At 70.3% G+C, this 18,161-nt stretch carries 17 protein-coding genes and 1 pseudogene; 9 read left to right on the forward strand and 9 right to left on the reverse strand.

Translation table 11 applies throughout. The annotated features are described in order from the left end of the window. Window positions 1-43: 43 nt before the first annotated feature. The 3 genes and pseudogenes from ACFVYN_RS32885 to ACFVYN_RS32895 form a co-directional block, all read right to left on the reverse strand. Window positions 44-1,382 (reverse strand): annotated as a pseudogene (locus ACFVYN_RS32885) (CoA transferase). A gap of 61 nt (window positions 1,383-1,443) precedes the next feature. Then, window positions 1,444-3,000: a S8 family serine peptidase gene (locus ACFVYN_RS32890; protein ID WP_390005311.1), complete on the reverse strand. Its 1,557-nt coding sequence runs from the start codon at window positions 2,998-3,000 to the stop codon at window positions 1,444-1,446. An 83-nt stretch (window positions 3,001-3,083) separates the two neighbouring features. Continuing rightward, window positions 3,084-4,622: a S8 family serine peptidase gene (locus ACFVYN_RS32895; protein WP_390005313.1), complete on the reverse strand. Its 1,539-nt coding sequence runs from the start codon at window positions 4,620-4,622 to the stop codon at window positions 3,084-3,086. A gap of 253 nt (window positions 4,623-4,875) precedes the next feature. On the opposite strand from ACFVYN_RS32895, the gene ACFVYN_RS32900 reads away from it, so the two are divergent. From ACFVYN_RS32900 to moaA, 3 genes are all read left to right on the forward strand, one after another. Further along, complete coding sequence (locus tag ACFVYN_RS32900) at window positions 4,876-5,232, forward strand: DUF485 domain-containing protein (RefSeq protein ID WP_390005316.1); 357 nt, start codon at window positions 4,876-4,878, stop codon at window positions 5,230-5,232. After that, on the forward strand, window positions 5,229-6,848 hold the full coding sequence (locus tag ACFVYN_RS32905; protein WP_390005319.1) for a cation acetate symporter: 1,620 nt from the start codon (window positions 5,229-5,231) through the stop codon (window positions 6,846-6,848). Before ACFVYN_RS32900 ends, ACFVYN_RS32905 begins: the two co-directional genes overlap by 4 nt. A gap of 157 nt (window positions 6,849-7,005) precedes the next feature. Then, window positions 7,006-7,995 (forward strand): GTP 3',8-cyclase MoaA, encoded by a 990-nt coding sequence (gene moaA / locus ACFVYN_RS32910; protein WP_390005321.1) that lies wholly within the window; start codon window positions 7,006-7,008, stop codon window positions 7,993-7,995. On the opposite strand, the gene ACFVYN_RS32915 is transcribed toward moaA, so the two are convergent. Both ACFVYN_RS32915 and ACFVYN_RS32920 read right to left on the reverse strand, forming a co-directional pair. Then, complete coding sequence (locus ACFVYN_RS32915) at window positions 7,992-8,210, reverse strand: hypothetical protein (protein WP_390005323.1); 219 nt, start codon at window positions 8,208-8,210, stop codon at window positions 7,992-7,994. The genes moaA and ACFVYN_RS32915 overlap by 4 nt on opposite strands. 202 nt (window positions 8,211-8,412) lie before the next feature. Then, complete coding sequence (locus ACFVYN_RS32920; protein ID WP_390005325.1) at window positions 8,413-8,811, reverse strand: DUF3099 domain-containing protein; 399 nt, start codon at window positions 8,809-8,811, stop codon at window positions 8,413-8,415. Window positions 8,812-9,057: 246 nt separating this feature from the next. On the opposite strand from ACFVYN_RS32920, the gene ACFVYN_RS32925 reads away from it, so the two are divergent. Continuing rightward, entirely contained in the window at window positions 9,058-9,336 is a 279-nt protein-coding gene (locus ACFVYN_RS32925; RefSeq protein ID WP_390005327.1) for a GlsB/YeaQ/YmgE family stress response membrane protein, read from the forward strand. A gap of 63 nt (window positions 9,337-9,399) precedes the next feature. On the opposite strand, the gene tyrS is transcribed toward ACFVYN_RS32925, so the two are convergent. Genes tyrS through ACFVYN_RS32940 form a run of 3 tightly spaced genes read right to left on the reverse strand, consistent with a single transcriptional unit; the run spans window position 9,400 to window position 13,640 of the window. Further along, window positions 9,400-10,668, reverse strand: coding sequence for a tyrosine--tRNA ligase (gene tyrS / locus ACFVYN_RS32930; RefSeq protein WP_390005329.1), 1,269 nt, complete (start codon window positions 10,666-10,668; stop codon window positions 9,400-9,402). A 57-nt stretch (window positions 10,669-10,725) separates the two neighbouring features. Further along, window positions 10,726-12,120, reverse strand: a complete 1,395-nt coding sequence (locus ACFVYN_RS32935) for a metallopeptidase TldD-related protein (protein WP_390005332.1) — start codon at window positions 12,118-12,120, stop codon at window positions 10,726-10,728. Further along, window positions 12,117-13,640 carry a TldD/PmbA family protein gene (locus ACFVYN_RS32940; protein ID WP_390005335.1) on the reverse strand — a complete coding sequence of 508 codons (1,524 nt, stop codon included), beginning with the start codon at window positions 13,638-13,640 and terminating at the stop codon, window positions 12,117-12,119. The genes ACFVYN_RS32935 and ACFVYN_RS32940 overlap by 4 nt, the downstream gene beginning before the upstream one ends. A gap of 251 nt (window positions 13,641-13,891) precedes the next feature. On the opposite strand from ACFVYN_RS32940, the gene fabG reads away from it, so the two are divergent. The 3 genes from fabG (at window position 13,892) to ACFVYN_RS32955 (ending at window position 15,882) form a co-directional block, all read left to right on the forward strand. Continuing rightward, on the forward strand, window positions 13,892-14,596 hold the full coding sequence (fabG, locus tag ACFVYN_RS32945; RefSeq protein ID WP_329290401.1) for a 3-oxoacyl-[acyl-carrier-protein] reductase: 705 nt from the start codon (window positions 13,892-13,894) through the stop codon (window positions 14,594-14,596). A 5-nt stretch (window positions 14,597-14,601) separates the two neighbouring features. After that, entirely contained in the window at window positions 14,602-15,369 is a 768-nt protein-coding gene (gene fabI, locus ACFVYN_RS32950; RefSeq protein WP_390005339.1) for an enoyl-ACP reductase FabI, read from the forward strand. A 159-nt stretch (window positions 15,370-15,528) separates the two neighbouring features. After that, complete coding sequence (locus ACFVYN_RS32955; RefSeq protein WP_390005342.1) at window positions 15,529-15,882, forward strand: hypothetical protein; 354 nt, start codon at window positions 15,529-15,531, stop codon at window positions 15,880-15,882. Here the strand turns inward: ACFVYN_RS32955 and ACFVYN_RS32960 are convergent. Continuing rightward, the gene (locus ACFVYN_RS32960) at window positions 15,857-16,552 is read right to left on the reverse strand and encodes a FadR/GntR family transcriptional regulator (RefSeq protein WP_390005344.1); all 696 of its coding nucleotides are present in this window, start codon (window positions 16,550-16,552) and stop codon (window positions 15,857-15,859) included. The genes ACFVYN_RS32955 and ACFVYN_RS32960 overlap by 26 nt on opposite strands. Window positions 16,553-16,633: 81 nt before the next feature. On the opposite strand from ACFVYN_RS32960, the gene ACFVYN_RS32965 reads away from it, so the two are divergent. Both ACFVYN_RS32965 and ACFVYN_RS32970 read left to right on the forward strand, forming a co-directional pair. Then, a complete protein-coding gene (locus ACFVYN_RS32965) occupies window positions 16,634-17,977 on the forward strand; it encodes a CynX/NimT family MFS transporter (protein ID WP_390005346.1) in 1,344 nt (447 codons plus the stop codon). A gap of 48 nt (window positions 17,978-18,025) precedes the next feature. Further along, window positions 18,026-18,142 (forward strand): SGM_5486 family transporter-associated protein, encoded by a 117-nt coding sequence (locus ACFVYN_RS32970; protein WP_352390406.1) that lies wholly within the window; start codon window positions 18,026-18,028, stop codon window positions 18,140-18,142. The last annotated feature ends 19 nt before the right edge of the window (window positions 18,143-18,161 follow it).

Genomic DNA, 18,161 nt, shown 5'->3' on the forward strand with positions numbered 1-18,161 from the left:
CACCCATACACACGTTCCGGTACCGCTGCCGGTTCCCGCCGGGTCAATGCCAGCCCGCGATATCCGTCCCCCACGGCACCGGCGGCCGGTCCCAGTCCGTCGGGCCGCCCTCGAAGGAGACCGGCGACAGCGCGTACCGCAGCCGCCCGAGCGCGCTGTCCGCCTCCGACAGCCAGGGTCCGGGACCGTCGTAGGAGCCGCTCCCGGCGTCTCCCGCGGCCATGTGGCCCATGCCGTCCACACCGTCCGTCAGCCACCGGGCCGTCCGCGCGAGCGCCAGCCGCACGAACCGGCTCCCGCCCTCGTGCGACTGCTCGGTCAGCGCCCGCAACACGGCTGCCGCCAGCAGATAGCCCGTGCCGTGGTCGAGGGCCTGCGCGGGCAGCGCGCCCGGCCGCTCCGCCGAACCCTCCAGGACCGCGATCCCGGTGGCCACCTGTACGAGGCTGTCGAAGCCCCGCCGTTCCCGCCAGGGCCCGTACGCGCCCCACGCCGACAACTGCGCGACGACCACCCCGGGCCGCCGCTCCGCCAGCGCCTCGGCGGACAGCCCGAACCGGTCCAGCGCGCCCGGCCGGTACCCGGTGACGACCACGTCCGCCGCCTGGAGCAGTTCCTCGAAGGTCTCCCGGTCGGCCGCCAGGTCGAGCGTCGCCGACCGCTTCCCGAAGCCGGTGTCGGCGTGCTGGTCCGCCAGTTCGGGCAACTGGGGTGCGTCCAGGCGCAGGACGTCCGCGCCGAGCAGGGCGAGCGTGCGGGTGGCGACCGGGCCCGCGAGAACCCGTGTCAGGTCCAGGACGCGCAGGCCGGCGGCCGGCAGCAAGGGGGAGGTGCCGATCGGCGCGAAGGTGCGCGCGCGTGCCGTGTCCAGTCGCCCTCGTTCGACCAGCGGCCGTTTCGCCACCTCGGCCGCCTGTGGGTGTACGGCCCACTCCTCGGGAGTGCGCAGGGCGACGGCCAGACCCCCGGCCGCGTACACGGTTTCCTCGACCTCCAGGGCGGACCGCTCGGCGAGGGCCGCTTCGACGGCCGCCGCGTCCTCCGGCACCCCCAGAGCGTCGAGCAGCCGTGCTCGGTGGTGCGGGTAGTTCGCGTGCGTCCGCACCCAACCGTCCGCCGTCCGCCAGAACCGGGACAGCGGTGCGAAGTGCGAAGTTGACGGGTGCGCGACCATTGATCAACAGGTGACGCTCGCTCAGGAAGGCGGTGGCGACCGCCCCGTCGTCCACCCATGCCGCCGGCACCTCGGCGAGCCCGGCCCGCCGCGCCCCGAGGTCGGCGGCGGCCAGCACGCACTCGCGCACACAGGCCCGCGCCAGCACCTGCACGGGAAGGCGCCCCTGAAGAGCGCCCTCCCGCACCACAAACTTGATTGAAGTCATGACTGTACTATGCAGTATTGACTCAATCAATATATGGAGGAACCTTGATCACTCCGCACCGCTACTTCGTCACGGCGTCCAGTGCGTCCACCGTGCCCCAGCCGTAGAAACCGTTGCGGTTCTTGGACCCCTCGCACACCGCGTCGACCTTGCCGTCGCCGTTGATGTCGTACGGATCCGTGCACGGCGTGGCGTCCGCCTCGGCGTACAGCAGCGCCTTCACCAGGGCCGGCGGGGCGTACGGGTGCGTCGACTTGATCAGGGCGGCCACGGCCGCGACGTGCGGCGAGGCCATCGACGTACCGGCCATGTAGCCCCACTTGCCGCCGGGCAGCGTGCCCAGGATCAGACCGCTGGTCGCGGGCGGCGCGGGCGTCTGGTACGCCGTGGAGTCACCGCCGGGCGCGGCGACGTCGATGACGCCCAGGCCGTGGTTGGAGAAGGACGACTTGATGCCCTTGGCACCGGTCGCCGCGACCGTCACGACCCCCGGCAGCTGGGTCGGTATGTCGAAGCACACCGAGGGGTCGATCACCCGGTCCGAGGGCGTGCCGTCGTTCGGCGAGACCGGGTCGGTGATCTCGTCGGCCGCCAGGTCGTAGTTCTCGTTGCCGGCCGCGGCCACGTTGACCACACCGCGCTTCTCCGCGTACTGCGAGGCCCGGGTGACCGCGGCCACGAGGGCCTTCTGGTCCGGGTCGTCGGTGCAGTTGAAGTACCACGGGTCGGTGTAATAGCTGTTGTTGGTGACGTCGACGCCGTGCGTGGCCGCCCACATGAAGCCGCAGACCACGGCCTCCGTGTAGAAGTAGCCGTCGGTGGTCGACACCTTGATGCCCGCCACCTTCACACCGGGCGCCACGCCCGTCATCCCGACGCCGTTCTTGGCGGCCGCGATCTCACCGGCCACGTGCGTGCCGTGCGGGCTCTCCGCCGCGCTCGGCCGCCACGCCCCGTCGGTCGTGTCCGGCTTGCCCGTCACACAGTTGACCGACGCGGCCCGGTCGAAGTTCGCCGCGAGGTCCGGGTGGGTGTCGTCCACGCCGGTGTCGATCACGCCGACGGTCACCTTGCTGCTGCCGAGCGACTTCTCGTGCGCCTTGTCCGCCTTGATGGCGGGCAGGTCCCACTGCAATGACTCCAGCGGGTCCTGACCGGCGTCCGCGGCGGACTGCGCGGCGGCCAGCTGTGCCGAAGTGAGCGCCTTCGGCGTCCCCTCGTCGGTCGTCGACTGCGCGGGCAGCGGCGCGTTGCGCGTGTTGCCCGCCGACTCGACCCCGCGCACCTTGCGGATGGTCTTCGCGAAGTCGGGGTTCGACGAGTGGACGACGATCACGCCGATCTGGTCGTACGACGTCACGATCGTGCCGCCTGCCTGGGCGATGGCCTTCTTCACCTGGGCGGAAGGACCGTGCCCGGGGCGGACGTTGACGACGTAGCTGAGCGCCGTGCCGTCCGTGTCGGCGGCGGCGAGGATGTCGCTGACGGCGCCGGTGTCGGTGCCGGGCAGGCCGGTCGCGGACGCCGTGGCGCCCGGCAGGAACGCCATGGCCGTCGCGATGGCCATACCGAGCGGGATCGCGAGCGTGCGCCGATAGCGGGGGTGGGGCCCTGTCATGGTGTGAATCTCTCCAGTTCGTTCTCGGTACGAGCGGTCCGTGCGGGTGGTGCCGGGTCGGGCGAAGTCTCGCGCCTGAGGGGTCACTTGACCGCGCGCAGCGCGTTGACGATGCCGAAGCCGTAGAACCCGTTGGCCCGGGTGCCGCCCTCGCACACCGCGTCCTGCGTGCCGTCGCCGTTCTGGTCGTACGAGGCCGGGCAGCTCGTGGCGTTCGCCTCCGCCTTCAGCAGCGCCTGCAGCTGGGCCGGGCTCGCCTTGGGATGCGTCGACTTCAGCAGCGCGGCGACGCCCGCGGCGTGCGGCGACGCCATCGAGGTGCCCTGCAGGAAGCCGTACGCACCGTTCGGCAGGGTGGACAGGATGCGGCCGTTCTGCGACGGCGTGTCCGGGATCTGGTAGAGCCGGTCGCCACCGGGCGCCGCGACGTCGATGACGCCCTTGCCGTACGAGGAGTAGTACGACTTGAGGTTCTTGACGCCCGTCGCGCTGATCGTGACGACACCCGGAAGCTGCGTCGGCACGTCGAAGCACTCGTGCGGATCGACGGTCCGCTCCACCGGAGTCGAGTCGTCGGGGCTCGTGGTGTCGACGAGCGCGTCGGAGTCCAGGTCGTGATTGGAGTTGCCGGCCGAGGCCAGGCTCAGCGTGCCCTTCTTCTGGGCGTACAACTGCGCCCTGTTGACCGCGTCGACAATGGCCCGCTGATCTGGATCGTCCATGCAGTTGTACATCCACGGATCAACGTAGTAGCTGTTGTTCGTGATCTCGACGCCGTGGTCGGCCGCGAACACGAACGCGCAGACGACGCTCTCCGGGTAGAAGAGGCCGTCGCTCGGGTCGGTCACATTGATGGCCGACACCTTCACGCCGGGGGCGACGCCGGCCACGCCGATGCCGTTGCGGGCCGCGGCGATCTCCCCGGCCACATGCGTGCCGTGGTAGTCGTCCGCGGTGTACGGCCGCCAGGCGCCCGGGCTGGTGTTCGGCACACCACCGTCGCAGTTGGCGGACTGGGCGGCGGAGAAGTTCGGCGCTATGTCGGGGTGGGTATCGTCGACGCCGGTGTCGATCACGGCGACGGTCACCTTGCGGCTGCCGGGGTTGATCCTGGCCGCCTTGTCGGCGCCTATCGCGCGCAGGTCCCACTGGTCGGCCTCGAGGGGCTCGCTGTCCGGCGCGGCGGCCGAGGCCTTGGCGACCTTCGCGGCCTGCGCGTCCGACAGGACCTGGACCGCGCCCTCGTCCGTCGTGCCCGCCGGGGTCAGCGCCGACGTGCGGGTGGCGCCGGCCGACTGCACCCCGCGCACCGTGCGGATCTTCTGGGCGAAGTCCGGGGCGGCGGAGTGGACGACGATCACGCCGATCTTCTCGTACGCGATCACGACGGTGCCGCCGGCTATCGGTATCGCCTTCTTCACCGACGCGATCGTGCGGTGGTCCGCCTTGGTGTTGACGACGTACGACAGGTTCGTCGCGTCCGCGGCCCGAGCCGTGGCCTGCGCGGCGGGCGCGGCCGAGGCTGCCGAGGGCAGGAAGCCGAGCGAGGCCGTGAGGGACAGCACGACGGGCACAGCGAGCGCGAGACGGTGACGCGAACGTCTGGAACGCGGCTGGGACATGGGGTCTCCACATCATCCGGAAACGAAACCGGCCCGAGACACAGGTGTCGCTCGGGCAGGTACATGACGGGTGGTGCACGCCGAAGCTATCTCTCGAAGTCGCTGGCCAGCAATGACTTCCCCAAGGCGAGTTCGGAAAGAAGCAAAGTGAGTTGAACCGGTCCAGGCGCGGCGCCGTGACCTTGAACAGGGAACGCGAGGACACTCGCCCCCGATCCCCGTCACAACCGCAGCCGCTACGCGAGGAGACCCCGTGTCCACCGACGCACCGCCACCCGCGAAAGAGACCCACAAACTCCCCACCACCGAGGAGTTCACCGAGGTGCAGGAGAGCGCGGAGTTCGGTGAACTGCGCCGCTCCTACCGCTCCTTCGCCTTTCCGCTGACCGTCGGCTTCATCGCCTGGTACCTGCTGTACGTCCTGCTGTCCAACTACGCGGGCGACTTCATGGGCACCAAGGTCGTCGGCAACATCAACGTCGCGTTGATCATGGGCCTCGCCCAGTTCCTCACCACGTTCCTCATCGCCTGGTGGTACGCGCGGACCGCTGCCGCCCGCTTCGACCCCAAGGCCGAGGCCATCAAGTCCCGGATGGAGGGCGGCGCATGAGCCCCGCGATCACCCTGGCGGCCGGCGAGGCCAGCGAGCACCGGGGGCTGATCATCAGCCTGTTCGCGGTCTTCGTCCTCGCGACCCTCGTCATCACGGTCTGGGCCGGACGCCAGACCAAGGACGCCGCCGACTTCTACGCGGGCGGCCGCCAGTTCACCGGTTTCCAGAACGGCCTCGCCGTCTCCGGCGACTACATGTCCGCCGCGTCCTTCCTCGGCATCGCGGGCGCCATCGCCCTCTTCGGCTACGACGGCTTCCTGTACTCCGTCGGCTTCCTGGTCGCCTGGCTCGTCGCCCTGCTCCTGGTCGCCGAACCGCTGCGCAACTCCGGCCGCTACACGATGGGTGACGTCCTCGCGTACCGGATGCGCCAGCGCCCGGTCCGTACGGCGGCCGGCACCTCCACCATCGTCGTCTCGATCTTCTACCTGCTGGCCCAGATGGCGGGCGCGGGCGTCCTGGTCTCCCTGCTCCTCGGCATCACCAGCGACGCCGGCAAGATCGGAGTGGTCGCCCTCGTCGGCGTCCTGATGATCGTGTACGTCACCATCGGCGGCATGAAGGGCACCACCTGGGTCCAGATGGTCAAGGCCGTCCTGCTCATCGCGGGCGCCCTGCTGCTGACCTTCCTGGTACTGCTGAAGTTCGACTTCAACGTCTCCGACCTGCTGGGCTCCGCCGCCGACAACAGCGGCAAGGGCGCGGCCTTCCTGGAACCGGGCCTGAAGTACGGCGCCACGGGCACCACCAAGCTGGACTTCATCTCGCTCGGCATCGCCCTGGTCCTCGGCACCGCCGGCCTGCCGCACATCCTGATCCGCTTCTACACCGTGCCCACCGCCAAGGCCGCCCGTAAGTCGGTCATCTGGGCCATCGGCCTCATCGGCGCCTTCTACCTGATGACCCTCGCCCTCGGCTTCGGCGCCGCGGCCCTCATCAAGCCGGACGAGATCATCGCCTCCAACAAGGCGGGCAACACGGCGGCGCCCCTGCTGGCGCTGCATCTGGGCGGTGTCGACTCCAACTGGGGCGCGGTCCTGCTGGCCACCATCTCGGCGGTCGCCTTCGCCACGATCCTCGCGGTGGTCGCGGGCCTGACCCTGGCCTCGTCGTCCTCCTTCGCCCACGACATCTACGCGAACGTCATCAAGCGCGGCCAGGCCACCGAGAAGCAGGAGATGAGCGCGGCCCGCTGGGCGACCGTCGGCATCGGCGCCGTCTCCATCCTGCTGGGCGCCCTCGCCCGCGACCTGAACGTCGCAGGACTGGTGGCGCTCGCCTTCGCGGTCGCCGCCTCCGCAAACCTCCCCACGATCATCTACAGCCTCTTCTGGAAGCGGTTCACCACCGCCGGGGCCCTGTGGTCGATCTACGGCGGCCTCGTCACGGCGGTCGGCCTGGTGCTGTTCTCGCCGGTCGTCTCCGGCAAGCCGACCTCGATGTTCCCGGACGTCGACTTCCACTGGTTCCCGCTGGAGAACCCGGGCATCATCTCGATCCCGGTCGGCTTCCTGCTCGGCATCATCGGCACCTACCTCTCCAAGGAGGAACCGGACAAGGGCAAGTACGCGGAGCTGGAGGTCCGGTCCCTGACCGGCACCGGCGCCCACTGACACACCCCGTGAGGCGGCCGTGTCGTAGGTCTCTACGACGCGGTCGCTTCGTACGTCGTGGGATCGGGCACTGTCGTTGTCAGTGCGGTCACGTAGGCTCGCAAGTGACGGAAAACGATGGTGCAGGTACTGATCCGCTACGAGGGAGGGGGCCCACGTGCTCATCGACACCTATGGCCGGCAGGCCACCGACCTGCGAGTCTCGCTGACCGACCGCTGCAACCTGCGGTGCACCTACTGCATGCCCGAGGAGGGCCTGCAGTGGCTGGCCAAGCCGGATCTGCTCACCGACGACGAGATCGTGCGCCTGATCGACATCGCCGTCACCTCCCTGGGCATCGAGGAGGTCCGCTTCACCGGCGGTGAACCCCTGCTGCGCCCGGGCCTCGTCGGCATCGTCGAGCGCGTCGCGGCTCTGGCCCCGCGCCCCCAGATGTCCCTGACCACCAACGGCATCGGCCTCAAGCGCACCGCGAAAGCCCTGAAGGCGGCGGGCCTGGACCGGGTCAACGTCTCCCTGGACACCCTGCGCCCGGACGTCTTCAAGACCCTCACCCGCCGGGACCGCCACCGGGACGTCCTGGAGGGCCTGGACGCCGCCCGCGAGGCGGGCCTGACCCCGGTCAAGGTCAACTCCGTGCTGATGCCGGGGCTGAACGACGACGAGGCCCCAGACCTGCTGGCCTGGGCGGTGGAGCACGACTACGAACTGCGCTTCATCGAGCAGATGCCCCTGGACGCCCAGCACGGCTGGAAGCGCGACGGGATGATCACCGCCGGGGACATCCTGACCTCCCTGCGCACCCGCTTCGACCTCACCGAGGAGGGTGCGGAGGCCCGAGGCTCGGCCCCCGCGGAGCGCTGGATCGTCGACGGCGGTCCCCATGTGGTCGGCGTCATCGCCTCGGTCACCCGCCCGTTCTGCGCCGCCTGCGACCGCACCCGCCTCACCGCCGACGGCCAGATACGCACCTGCCTGTTCGCCCGCGAGGAGACCGACCTGCGAGCGGCCCTGCGCTCCGACGCCGGTGACGAGGAGATCGCCCGGATCTGGCGCGAGGCGATGTGGGGCAAGAAGGCGGGCGCGGGCCTCGACGACCCGACCTTCGTCCAGCCGGACCGGCCGATGTCCGCGATCGGAGGCTAGGCCCCTTCGGGCGCCTGCCAGTCCTCGAACTTCACGAACTCCTTGAGGAAACCCCGCACCCCGAGGAACTGCGACAGGTGCTCCCGGTGCTCCTCACAGGCCAGCCACGTCTTGCGCCGCTCCGGCGTGTGGATCTTCGGGTTGTTCCACGCGAGCACCCACACGGCGTCTTCGCGGCAGCCCTTCGCGGAGCAGATCGGGGTCTCGTCACTCACGGATTTCGTCTCACAAGCGGGGAGGACAAGCGGGGGAAAAGGCGACGCCGAGCAGCCACGGGGGGAGCTGCCCGGCGTCGGTCTGTCGCTCCGACGGGGGATGCGGAGCGCGTACGAAGTATGTCACGGGTAACCCTTGGCCCGGCACCGGAACAACATGATTGATCTGAGCTTTTCTTGAGCTTGGTGCTCAGAACACCCGTCACGTCCGCTCGCGCGGTTCACCCCGGGTACCCGACGCCGCCCCGTCCGCTCGTCCTTCCGGCACGGGTTCCGCGAACTCGTCCTCGGCCCGCGGCGGCATGATCATCGTCCGGACGGGAGCGGTCATGAAGGTCGACGGCAGCGAGGGCGCGTTCTCCCGCCCCGCGTTGGCGATGACGACGGCGATATAGGGCAGAACCGCCCCCAGCACCAGCGCGACGACCGCGACGTGCCGTTCGACGTTCCAGAGCGTGGCCGCGAGCACCACCGACAGCGTACGGACCGTCATCGAGATGACGTACCGGCGCTGACGTCCGCGCACGTCCTCCTGAAGGCTCGTCCGGGCTCCGGTGATCCGGAACACCTGGGCGCTGCCGCCGCCATGCTGCTTCCGCATCACATTCCACCATCCGCCCGCATCGGACCGCTCCCGGCTCCACATCCGCTCCGTACCCGGTGGAGGTACCGGGCCCGGCCGTCTTCCACGGTACGCCGCGTCTGCGCCGCCTACGAGACCGGGGCACCTCCCGCCAGGGCCGACGGCCTCACTCCCGGCACGTACGGCCGTACCCGACATGCGGCGTAGTGCGAACGGACCGACACTGGCCGAAATGCTCACGTAGAGCCGTACGAGGAGGCAGCCATGGGCTGGTTGTGGGCGATCATCGTGGGATTCGTGCTGGGCCTGCTCGCGAAGGCGATCATCCCCGGCAAGCAGCACAGTCCCCTCTGGCTGACCACCATCTTCGGCATGCTCGGCGCCATCGCCGGCAACGCCATGGCGCGCGGCTTCGGCGTGGACGAGACCCGCGGCATCGACTGGAGCCGCCACGTCTTCCAGCTCATCGCCGCGATCATCATCGTCGCCGTCGGCGACATGCTCTACATGGCGACGCTGGGCAAGAGGAAGTACCGGACCTGAGAGCCGTACGACGAAGGGGGCGCCCCCAACGGGAGAGGCGCCCCCTTCTGCCGTGCTCAGGACCTAGGCCGACGTGACCTCGACCGCGGCCAGGTTCTTCTTGCCCCGGCGCAGCACCAGCCAGCGACCGTGCAGCAGGTCCTCCTTGGCGGCCACCGCGTCCTCGGCCGCGACCTTGACGTTGTTCACGTAGGCCCCGCCCTCCTTCACCGTCCGCCGCGCGGCCGACTTGCTGGCCACGAGTCCCACCTCGGCGAACAAGTCCACGACGGCACCGAGCTCGGCGACGCGGATGTGCGGCACCTCCGAGAGCGCCGCGGTCAGCGTCTTCTCGTCCAGCTCCGCCAGCTCACCCTGCCCGAAGAGGGCACGGCTCGCGGCGATCACGGCGGCCGTCTGGTCGGCGCCGTGCACCAGCGTCGTCAGCTCCTCCGCCAGCGCCCGCTGCGCGGCCCGGGCCTGCGGCCGCTCCTCGGTCTGCTTCTCCAGCTCCTCCAGCTCCTCGCGGGACCTGAAGGACAGGATGCGCAGGTACGTCGAGATGTCCCGGTCGTCCACGTTCAGCCAGAACTGGTAGAACGCGTAGGGCGTCGTCATCTCCGGGTCGAGCCAGACGGCGCCGCCCTCGGTCTTGCCGAACTTGGTGCCGTCCGCCTTGACCATCAGCGGCGTCGCCAGGCAGTGCGCCTCGGCCTCGGGCTCCAGCTTGTGGATCAGGTCGAGCCCCGCCGTGAGGTTGCCCCACTGGTCGCTGCCGCCCTGCTGGAGCGTGCAGCCGTACCGCCGGTACAGCTCCAGGAAGTCCATGCCCTGGAGCAGCTGGTAGCTGAACTCCGTGTAGCTGATGCCCTCCTGGGACTCCAGCCGGCGCGCGACCGAGTCCTTGGTGAGCATCTTGTTGACGCGGAAGTGCTTGCCGATGTCCCGCAGGAACTCGATGGCCGACAGCCCGGCCGTCCAGTCCAGGTTGTTCACCATCACCGCGGCGTTCTCGCCCTCGAAGGACAGGAACGGCTCGATCTGCGAACGCAGCCGCGTGACCCAGTTCGCGACCGTCTCCGGGTCGTTCAGCGTGCGCTCGGCCGTGGGGCGCGGGTCGCCGATCTGGCCGGTCGCCCCGCCCACCAGCGCCAGCGGGCGCAGGCCCGCCTGCTGGAGCCGGCGCATGGTGAGGACCTGGACCAGGTGACCGACGTGAAGACTGGCCGCGGTCGGGTCGAAACCGCAATAGAACGTGACGGGACCGTCCGCGAGCGCCTTGCGCAAAGCGTCCTCGTCAGTGGACAGGGCCCACAGGCCCCGCCACTTCAGCTCGTCGACGATGTCCGTCACGGTTCTCGTATCTCCTCGAAAGGTCCTCGGGCAGTCGAGTGACTACCGGCTACGAGGTTATACGCCCTGACTGACAGAACTCATATTGAAATCCGGCACCCGCAGCGCCGGCATCGCGGCCCTGGTGAAGTAGTCGCTCCACTCCCTCGGCAGCGTCTTCTCCGTCCGCCCCGCCTCCGTCGCCCGCCCCAGCAGACCGACCGGCGACTCGTTGAACCGGAAGTTGTTGACCTCCCCGGTCACCTCGCCGTTCTCGACGAGGTACACACCGTCCCGGGTCAGCCCGGTGAGCAGCAGTGTGGCCGGGTCGACCTCGCGGATGTACCACAGGCAGGTCAGCAGCAGCCCGCGCGCGGTGTTCGCGACCATCTCCTCCAGGGAGAGGTCCTGGCCGCCGTCCAGGATCACGTTGCCGATCGCCGGGGCGACGGGCAGCCCGGTCAGGCCCGCGCTGTGCCGGGTGGTGGTCAGATGCGCCAGCGTGCCCTGCCTCATCCACGCGGTCGGCCCGACCGGAAGGCCGTTGTCGAACACCGACTGATCGCCGCCGGAGGAGTGCGCGACGACGAACGGCGCGGTCTCCAGCCCGGGCTCGTTCGGGTCGCTGCGCAGCGTCAGCGGCAGCTCGGTGAGCGTCTCACCGATCCTGGTGCCGCCGCCCGGCTGGGAGAACACCGTCCGCCCCTCGACCGCGTCCCGCCCCGACGCCGACCACAGCTGGTAGATCAGCAGGTCGGCGACCGCGGTCGGCGGCAGCAGAGTCTCGTACCGCCCGGCGGGCAGCTCGATGCGCCGCTCGGCCCACCCGAGGCGTACGGCGAGCTCGGCGTCCAGCGCCGCCGGGTCGACGTCCTTGAAGTCCCGCGTGGAGCGCCCCGCCCAGGCCGAGCGGGTACGGTCCGGCGACTTGGCGTTCAGCTCCAGCGTGCCGTTGGGCTGGTCGTGGCGCAGCCGCAGCCCCGTGGAGGTGCCCAGGTACGTCGAGACGAGCTCGTGGTTGGCGAAGCCGTACAGCTCGCGGCCGCCCGCACGCGCGCGTGCGAAGGACTCGCCGAGCGCCGGCGCGAAGTCGGCGAAGACGGCCGAGGAGGTCTCAGCCGGCGCGTCCGTGAAGTCCGGGGACTCCGGGACGCCCGTGACCAGCGGCTGGGCGTCCTCGGCGGGCCCGGCGCCGCGCGCGGCGGCCTCGGCGGCCCGCACCAGCGGCTCCAGATCGTCCTCGGTGACCGCGGACCGGGAGACCACCCCGGAGGCGGTGCCCTCCTTGCCGTCGACGGTAGCGACGACCGTGAGCGTGCGCCCGCGCGTGACGCCGTTCGTCGTGAGCGCGTTGCCCGCCCAGCGCAGGTTGGCGGTCGACTGCTCGTCGGCGATCACGACACAGCCGTCCGCCCGCGACAGCGCGAGGGCCCGCTCGACGATCTCGTGCGGCTTGTTGGTACGCGGGCTCATCGACCGGCCTCCTGCGTGGTGTTCAGAATGTTGACGCCCTTGAAGAGGGCCGACGGGCACCCGTGCGACACGGCCGCGACCTGCCCCGGCTGGGCCTTGCCGCAGTTGAAGGCGCCGCCGAGGACATAGGTCTGCGGGCCGCCCACCGCGGCCATCGAGCCCCAGAAGTCGGTGGTGGTCGCCTGGTAGGCGACGTCCCGCAGCTGCCCGGTGATCCGCCCGTTCTCGATCCTGAAGAACCGCTGGCCGGTGAACTGGAAGTTGTAGCGCTGCATGTCGATCGACCAGGACCGATCCCCGACGACGTAGATGCCGCGGTCCACGCTGCCGATGAGATCCTCGGTCGACATCCCGGCCGGGTCCGGCTGGAGCGACACGTTGGCCATGCGCTGCACCGGGACATGCCCGGGGGAGTCGGCGTAGGCGCACCCGTTGGACCGCTCGAACCCGGTCAGCCTCGCGATCCGCCGGTCCAGCTGGTAGCCAACGAGGGTGCCGTCCTTCACCAGGTCCCAGGACTGGCCCGCGACGCCCTCGTCGTCGTAGCCGATGGTCGCGAGGCCGTGTTCGGCGGTGCGGTCACCGGTGACGTTCATCAGCTCGGAGCCGTACCTGAGCTTGCCGAGCTGGTCGAAGGTGGCGAAGGAGGTGCCGGCGTAGGCGGCCTCGTAGCCGAGGGCGCGGTCCAGCTCGGTGGCGTGGCCGATGGACTCGTGGATGGTCAGCCAGAGGTTGGACGGGTCGACGACGAGGTCGTACAGGCCCCCCTCGACACTGGGCGCCCGCATCTTCTCGGCGAGCAGCTCGGGGATCTGCTCCAGCTCGCTCTCCCAGTCCCAGCCGGTGCCCGTGAGGTACTCCCAGCCGCGTCCGACCGGCGGCGCGATGGTCCGCATGGAGTCGAACTCACCGCTGGACTCGTCGACCGACACGGCGGTCAGCTGCGGGTGCAGCCGGACCCGCTGCTGCGTGGTCACCGTGCCCGCGGTGTCGGCGTAGAACTTGTTCTCGTGCACGGTGAGCAGCGAGGCGTCGACATGGTTGACGCCGCTCGCCCCCAGCAGCCGCGCGCTCCAGTCCGCGAGCAGCGCCGCCTTCTCCTCGTCGGGCACGGAGAACGGATCGATCTCGTACGACGAGATCCACGTACGGTCGGCGTGCACGGGCTCGTCGGCGAGCTCCACCCGCTCGTCCGACCCGGCCGCGCGGATCACCTGGGCGGAGAGCTTCGCCATGGCCACGGCCTGCGAGGCGACCTTGGCGGCGGCGTCCATCGTCAGGTCCACCCCCGACGCGAAGCCCCAGGTGCCACCGTGCACGACCCGGACCGCGTACCCGAGGTCGGTGGTGTCGGAGGACCCGGACGGCTTGGCGTCCCTGAGGCGCCAGGACGCGCTGCGCACCCGCTCGAACCGGAAGTCCGCGTGCTCGGCACCGAGCGCACGCGCGCGTGCCAGCGCGGCGTCGGCGAGGGCACGTAGGGGAAGCGCAGTGAAGGCTTCGTCGATGGTATGAGGCACCTGGGTCTCTTCCTGTCGGCGTGAGGGTGGGCGACGGCTGCTCCGATCATGTCGCGACGACCGGTGCGCGGACCACACGTTTGGGACCGCTGCCGGCATCTTTCTGTAGGGACCCGACAGCGAGTCCCGTAAGCCACTGTCGGTGCCCGAATGTCCGTGACGGCGACCGGCCCGATAGGTTTTCGGGGAAGCCGCCTGCCATCGAGGGTGTTCGGGCGGGTGTGTCAGACCCCAAGGGAAAGGGTGATCCGTTGAGCCGCTCGGTTCTCGTCACCGGAGGCAACCGGGGCATCGGCCTCGCCATCGCCCGCGCGTTCGCCGATGCCGGCGACAAGGTCGCCATCACATACCGCTCTGGTGAGCCGCCGGCCGGCTTCCTGGCCGTCAAGTGCGACATCACCGACACCGAGCAGGTGGAGCAGGCCTACAAGGAGATCGAGGCCGAGCACGGCCCGGTCGAGGTGCTGATCGCCAATGCCGGCATCACCAAGGACCAGCTCCTGATGCGGATGTCCGAGGAGGACTTCACCTCGGTCGTCGACACCAACCTCACCGGCACCTTCCGCGTGGTCAAGCGCGCCAACCGCGGCATGCTGCGCGCCAAGAAGGGCCGGGTCGTCCTGATCTCCTCGGTCGTCGGCCTCTACGGCGGCCCAGGCCAGTCCAACTACGCCGCCTCCAAGGCCGCCCTGGTCGGCTTCGCGCGTTCGCTCGCCCGTGAGCTGGGCTCCCGCAACATCACCTTCAACGTCGTCGCGCCCGGCTTCGTCGACACCGACATGACCAAGGTGCTCACCGACGAGCAGCGTGCGGGCATCGTCAAGCAGGTGCCGCTCGGTCGTTACGCGCAGCCCGAGGAGGTCGCCGCGACGGTGCGGTTCCTCGCCTCGGACGACGCCTCGTACATCACTGGAGCCGTCATCCCCGTTGACGGCGGACTGGGAATGGGTCACTGAACACCATGAGCGGAATTCTCGAGGGCAAGCGCGTCCTGATCACCGGTGTGCTGATGGAGTCCTCCATCGCCTTCCACGCCGCGAAGCTGGCCCAGGAGCAGGGCGCCGAGATCATCCTGACCGCGTTCCCGCGGCCCACGCTGACCGAGCGCATCGCCAGGAAGCTGCCCAGGCCCACCAAGGTCATCGAGCTCGACGTGACCAACGACGAGCACCTCGGCCGGCTGGCCGACCTCGTCGGCGAGGAGCTCGGCGGCCTCGACGGTGTCGTGCACTCCATCGGCTTCGCGCCCCAGGACGCGCTCGGCGGCAACTTCCTGAACACGCCGTTCGAGTCCGTGGCCACGGCCATGCACGTCTCGGCGTACTCCCTGAAGTCGCTCACCGTGGCCTGCCTGCCGCTGATGCAGAACGGCGGCTCGGTCGTCGGTCTCACCTTCGACGCCCAGTACGCCTGGCCGCAGTACGACTGGATGGGCCCGGCGAAGGCCGCCCTGGAGGCCACCAGCCGCTACGTCGCGCGTGACCTGGGCAAGCAGAACATCCGCTGCAACCTCATCTCCGCGGGCCCGCTCGCCTCCATGGCCGCCAAGTCCATCCCGGGCTTCAGCGACCTGGCCGCGGTGTGGGACAACCGTTCCCCGCTGGAGTGGGACCTCAAGGACCCGGAGCCGGCCGGCAAGGGCATCGTCGCCCTGCTGAGCGACTGGTTCCCGAAGACCACCGGCGAGATCATCCACGTGGACGGCGGTCTGCACGCGATCGGCGCCTGACGCCAGGCCTCTCGTGAAGTGCCGGGGCCCGTGTCCTTCGGGACGCGGGCCCTCACCCGTTCGGCCCACCACGTCGGGCGCGCACCTGCGACAACTGGGCACGCTGGATTACGCGTTCACCCGCGATTCCCTCCCCAGCACGGCCGAGGAGGTCCCCTTGTGCGCCTGTCCCGCAGTCCGGCCTCAGTGACCGCAGCCGTCTGTCTCGTGATGTACCTGCCGTACGAAGCGATGGCGCACACACGCGTGGAAGCGCCCGCAGCCGCCGCCGGGGAGCTGTTCGGCGCCTCCTGCCGCAGCAAGGTCACCGGCTCCCGTGTGACCACCTACTGCCACAACCCCTATCCGCGCACCGACGGCGTCCGCCTGCACATCGAGTGCGAGCGCTGGTGGGACCTCGACACCGACAGCGCCGAGATCGCGGCCGGACCCGCGCAGACCGTGCGGCTGACCGGCCGGTGCTGGAAAGAGGTCCGCTCGGTGTGGGTCAGCCACCGGAAACTGGCGCGCTGAACCGCCCCGGACGGCACTGCAAGGGGTAGCCGGCCGCCTCCCCGGCGGCCGCCGTCGCGTCGCCCGCGCGGATCGCGTCGACGAGCCGGGTGTGGTCCATGTACGTCTCCGGCGTCAGCTCGTCGCCGACGTCCTCGCGCAGCCAGTCCCGCAGCACCTCGCCGAGGTCGGCGTACATCTCGGTCATCACGTCATTGTGTGAGGCGGCCACCACGGCCAGGTGGAAGGTGGCGTCCGCGGTCACGAAGGCCTCCGCGTCGCCCGACTCCCAGGCATCCTCGCGCCGCACCAGGAGCGCGTCGAGCTGCTTGAGGTCCTTCTCGGTTCGCCGCTCGGCGGCCAGCCGCGCCGCGGACGACTCCAGGGTGGAGCGCAGCTCGGCGATGTGCCGGGGGTCCGCGTCGGCGAACCTGCGGTGCATCACGCCCGCCAGCTCACTGGTCGCCACGACGTACGTCCCCGAGCCCTGACGAATGTCCAGCAGCCCGTTGTGCGCGAGCGCGCGGACGGCCTCGCGGACGGTGTTGCGGGCGACCCCCAGCTGCTCGACCAGCTCGGGCTCGGTCGGGATCCGGGAGCCGACCGGCCACTCGCCCGAGGTGATCTGGTTGCGCAGCGCGGCGATGACCTGCTCGGACAGCGCCGAGCGGCGGGGATGGCTCAGGGGCATGGCACACCTTCGCACGGGCGGGACGACATCGGACGACCCGGGGATGGACAACCAATCATCCCATGATTCTATGATGGGGGCATGGCACGCGAGGAAACCCGGACAGCGAAGTCCACGACCGCACACAGTTCCGCGACCCCGCCCGACGGAGGACCGCTGGTGGCCGCCCCGCGCGCGTGGGCGGTGCGCCTGGTCGTCGTCGGCATCGTGCTGTCCGCCCTCAACCTCCGCCCGGCCATCACCAGCCTCGGCGCCCTCCTCGAAGAGGTGCGCGACGGACTCGGCATGAGCGGCAGCGTGGCCGGCCTGCTCACCTCGGTGCCCCCGCTGTGCTTCGCCGTCTTCGGCGTCATGGCGCCGCGGCTGGCCCGTCGCTTCGGCGCGGGCGCGGTGGTGTGCGCGGGCATGGTCGCCATCACGACCGGCCTGCTCATACGGCCGTACACGGGCTCCACGGCGGGCTTCCTGGCCGCCAGCGCGCTCGCCCTCATGGGCATCGCCGTCAGCAACGTCCTGATGCCGGTCATCGTCAAGCGCTGGTTCCCCGACCGGGTCGGTTCCATGACCGGCCTGTACTCGATGGCTCTCGCCCTCGGCACCTCGGCGGCGGCCGCCGTGACCGTGCCGATGACCGAGGCGCTGGGCGGGAGCTGGCAGTCAGGGCTCGCGGTGTGGGCGGGCCTGGCGGCCGCGGCGGTGCTTCCGTGGATCCCGCTCGTGCGGGACCGGGGGCCGGCGCCGACGGAGCCGAAGGCGGCCCGGAGCGTGCACACGCGTGTGGAGGGAGCCGGACCCGTCCGGCCCGTGCACGCGCGCGTGAAGTCCCCCGCGCCGCCCGCCCTGCGGATCACCCGGAGCCGGACCGCCTGGGCGCTCGCCGTCTTCTTCGGGCTCCAGGCCACCGCCGCCTACATCACCATGGGCTGGATGGCGCAGATCTTCCGGGATGCGGGCGTGCCCGCGGGCACCGCCGGGCTGCTGCTCGCGGTCACGATGGTGATGGGCGTCCCGCTCGCCTTCGTCATCCCGCGCGTGGCCACCCGGCTGCCGCACCAGGGCCCGATCGTGATCGCCCTGGGCGTCTGCGGTCTCGCCGGTTACGCGGGCCTGTACCTCGCCCCCGCCGCCGGTGCCTGGGCCTGGGCCGTCCTGCTCGGCATTTCCAACTGTGCCTTCCCGCTGGCCCTCACCATGGTGGGGATGCGGGCCAGGACCGGCGCGGGCGTCGCCCAGCTGTCCGCGTTCGCACAGAGCACCGGCTATCTGATCTCCATCCCGGGACCGCTCCTGGTGGGCGTGCTCTACCAGCACAGCGGCGGCTGGGGCCTGCCGATCGCGCTCATGATCGGCCTGATGGTCCCGCAGATGGCGGTCGGTGTGCTGGCGGGCCGCGACCGTACGGTGGAGGCCGAGGCGGCGCGCTGAGGTCACCCTGGCAGCCTTGGTAAGAGACCGGGGTGCGAGACTGGCCCCATGCCAGTGCTCGATCCGAATCCCCAGAACGGCCAGAAGAAGATGCTGCTGGTCTTCGGCTCGTTCTTCGCCATCTTCATCATCATCGCGATCATCGCCACGATCGCCTCCCCCTGACCCGGTCACCCGCTCCCCG

Source organism: Streptomyces sp. NPDC058307 (assembly GCF_042880295.1).
In the GTDB taxonomy this organism is placed as follows: Bacteria; Actinomycetota; Actinomycetes; order Streptomycetales; family Streptomycetaceae; genus Streptomyces.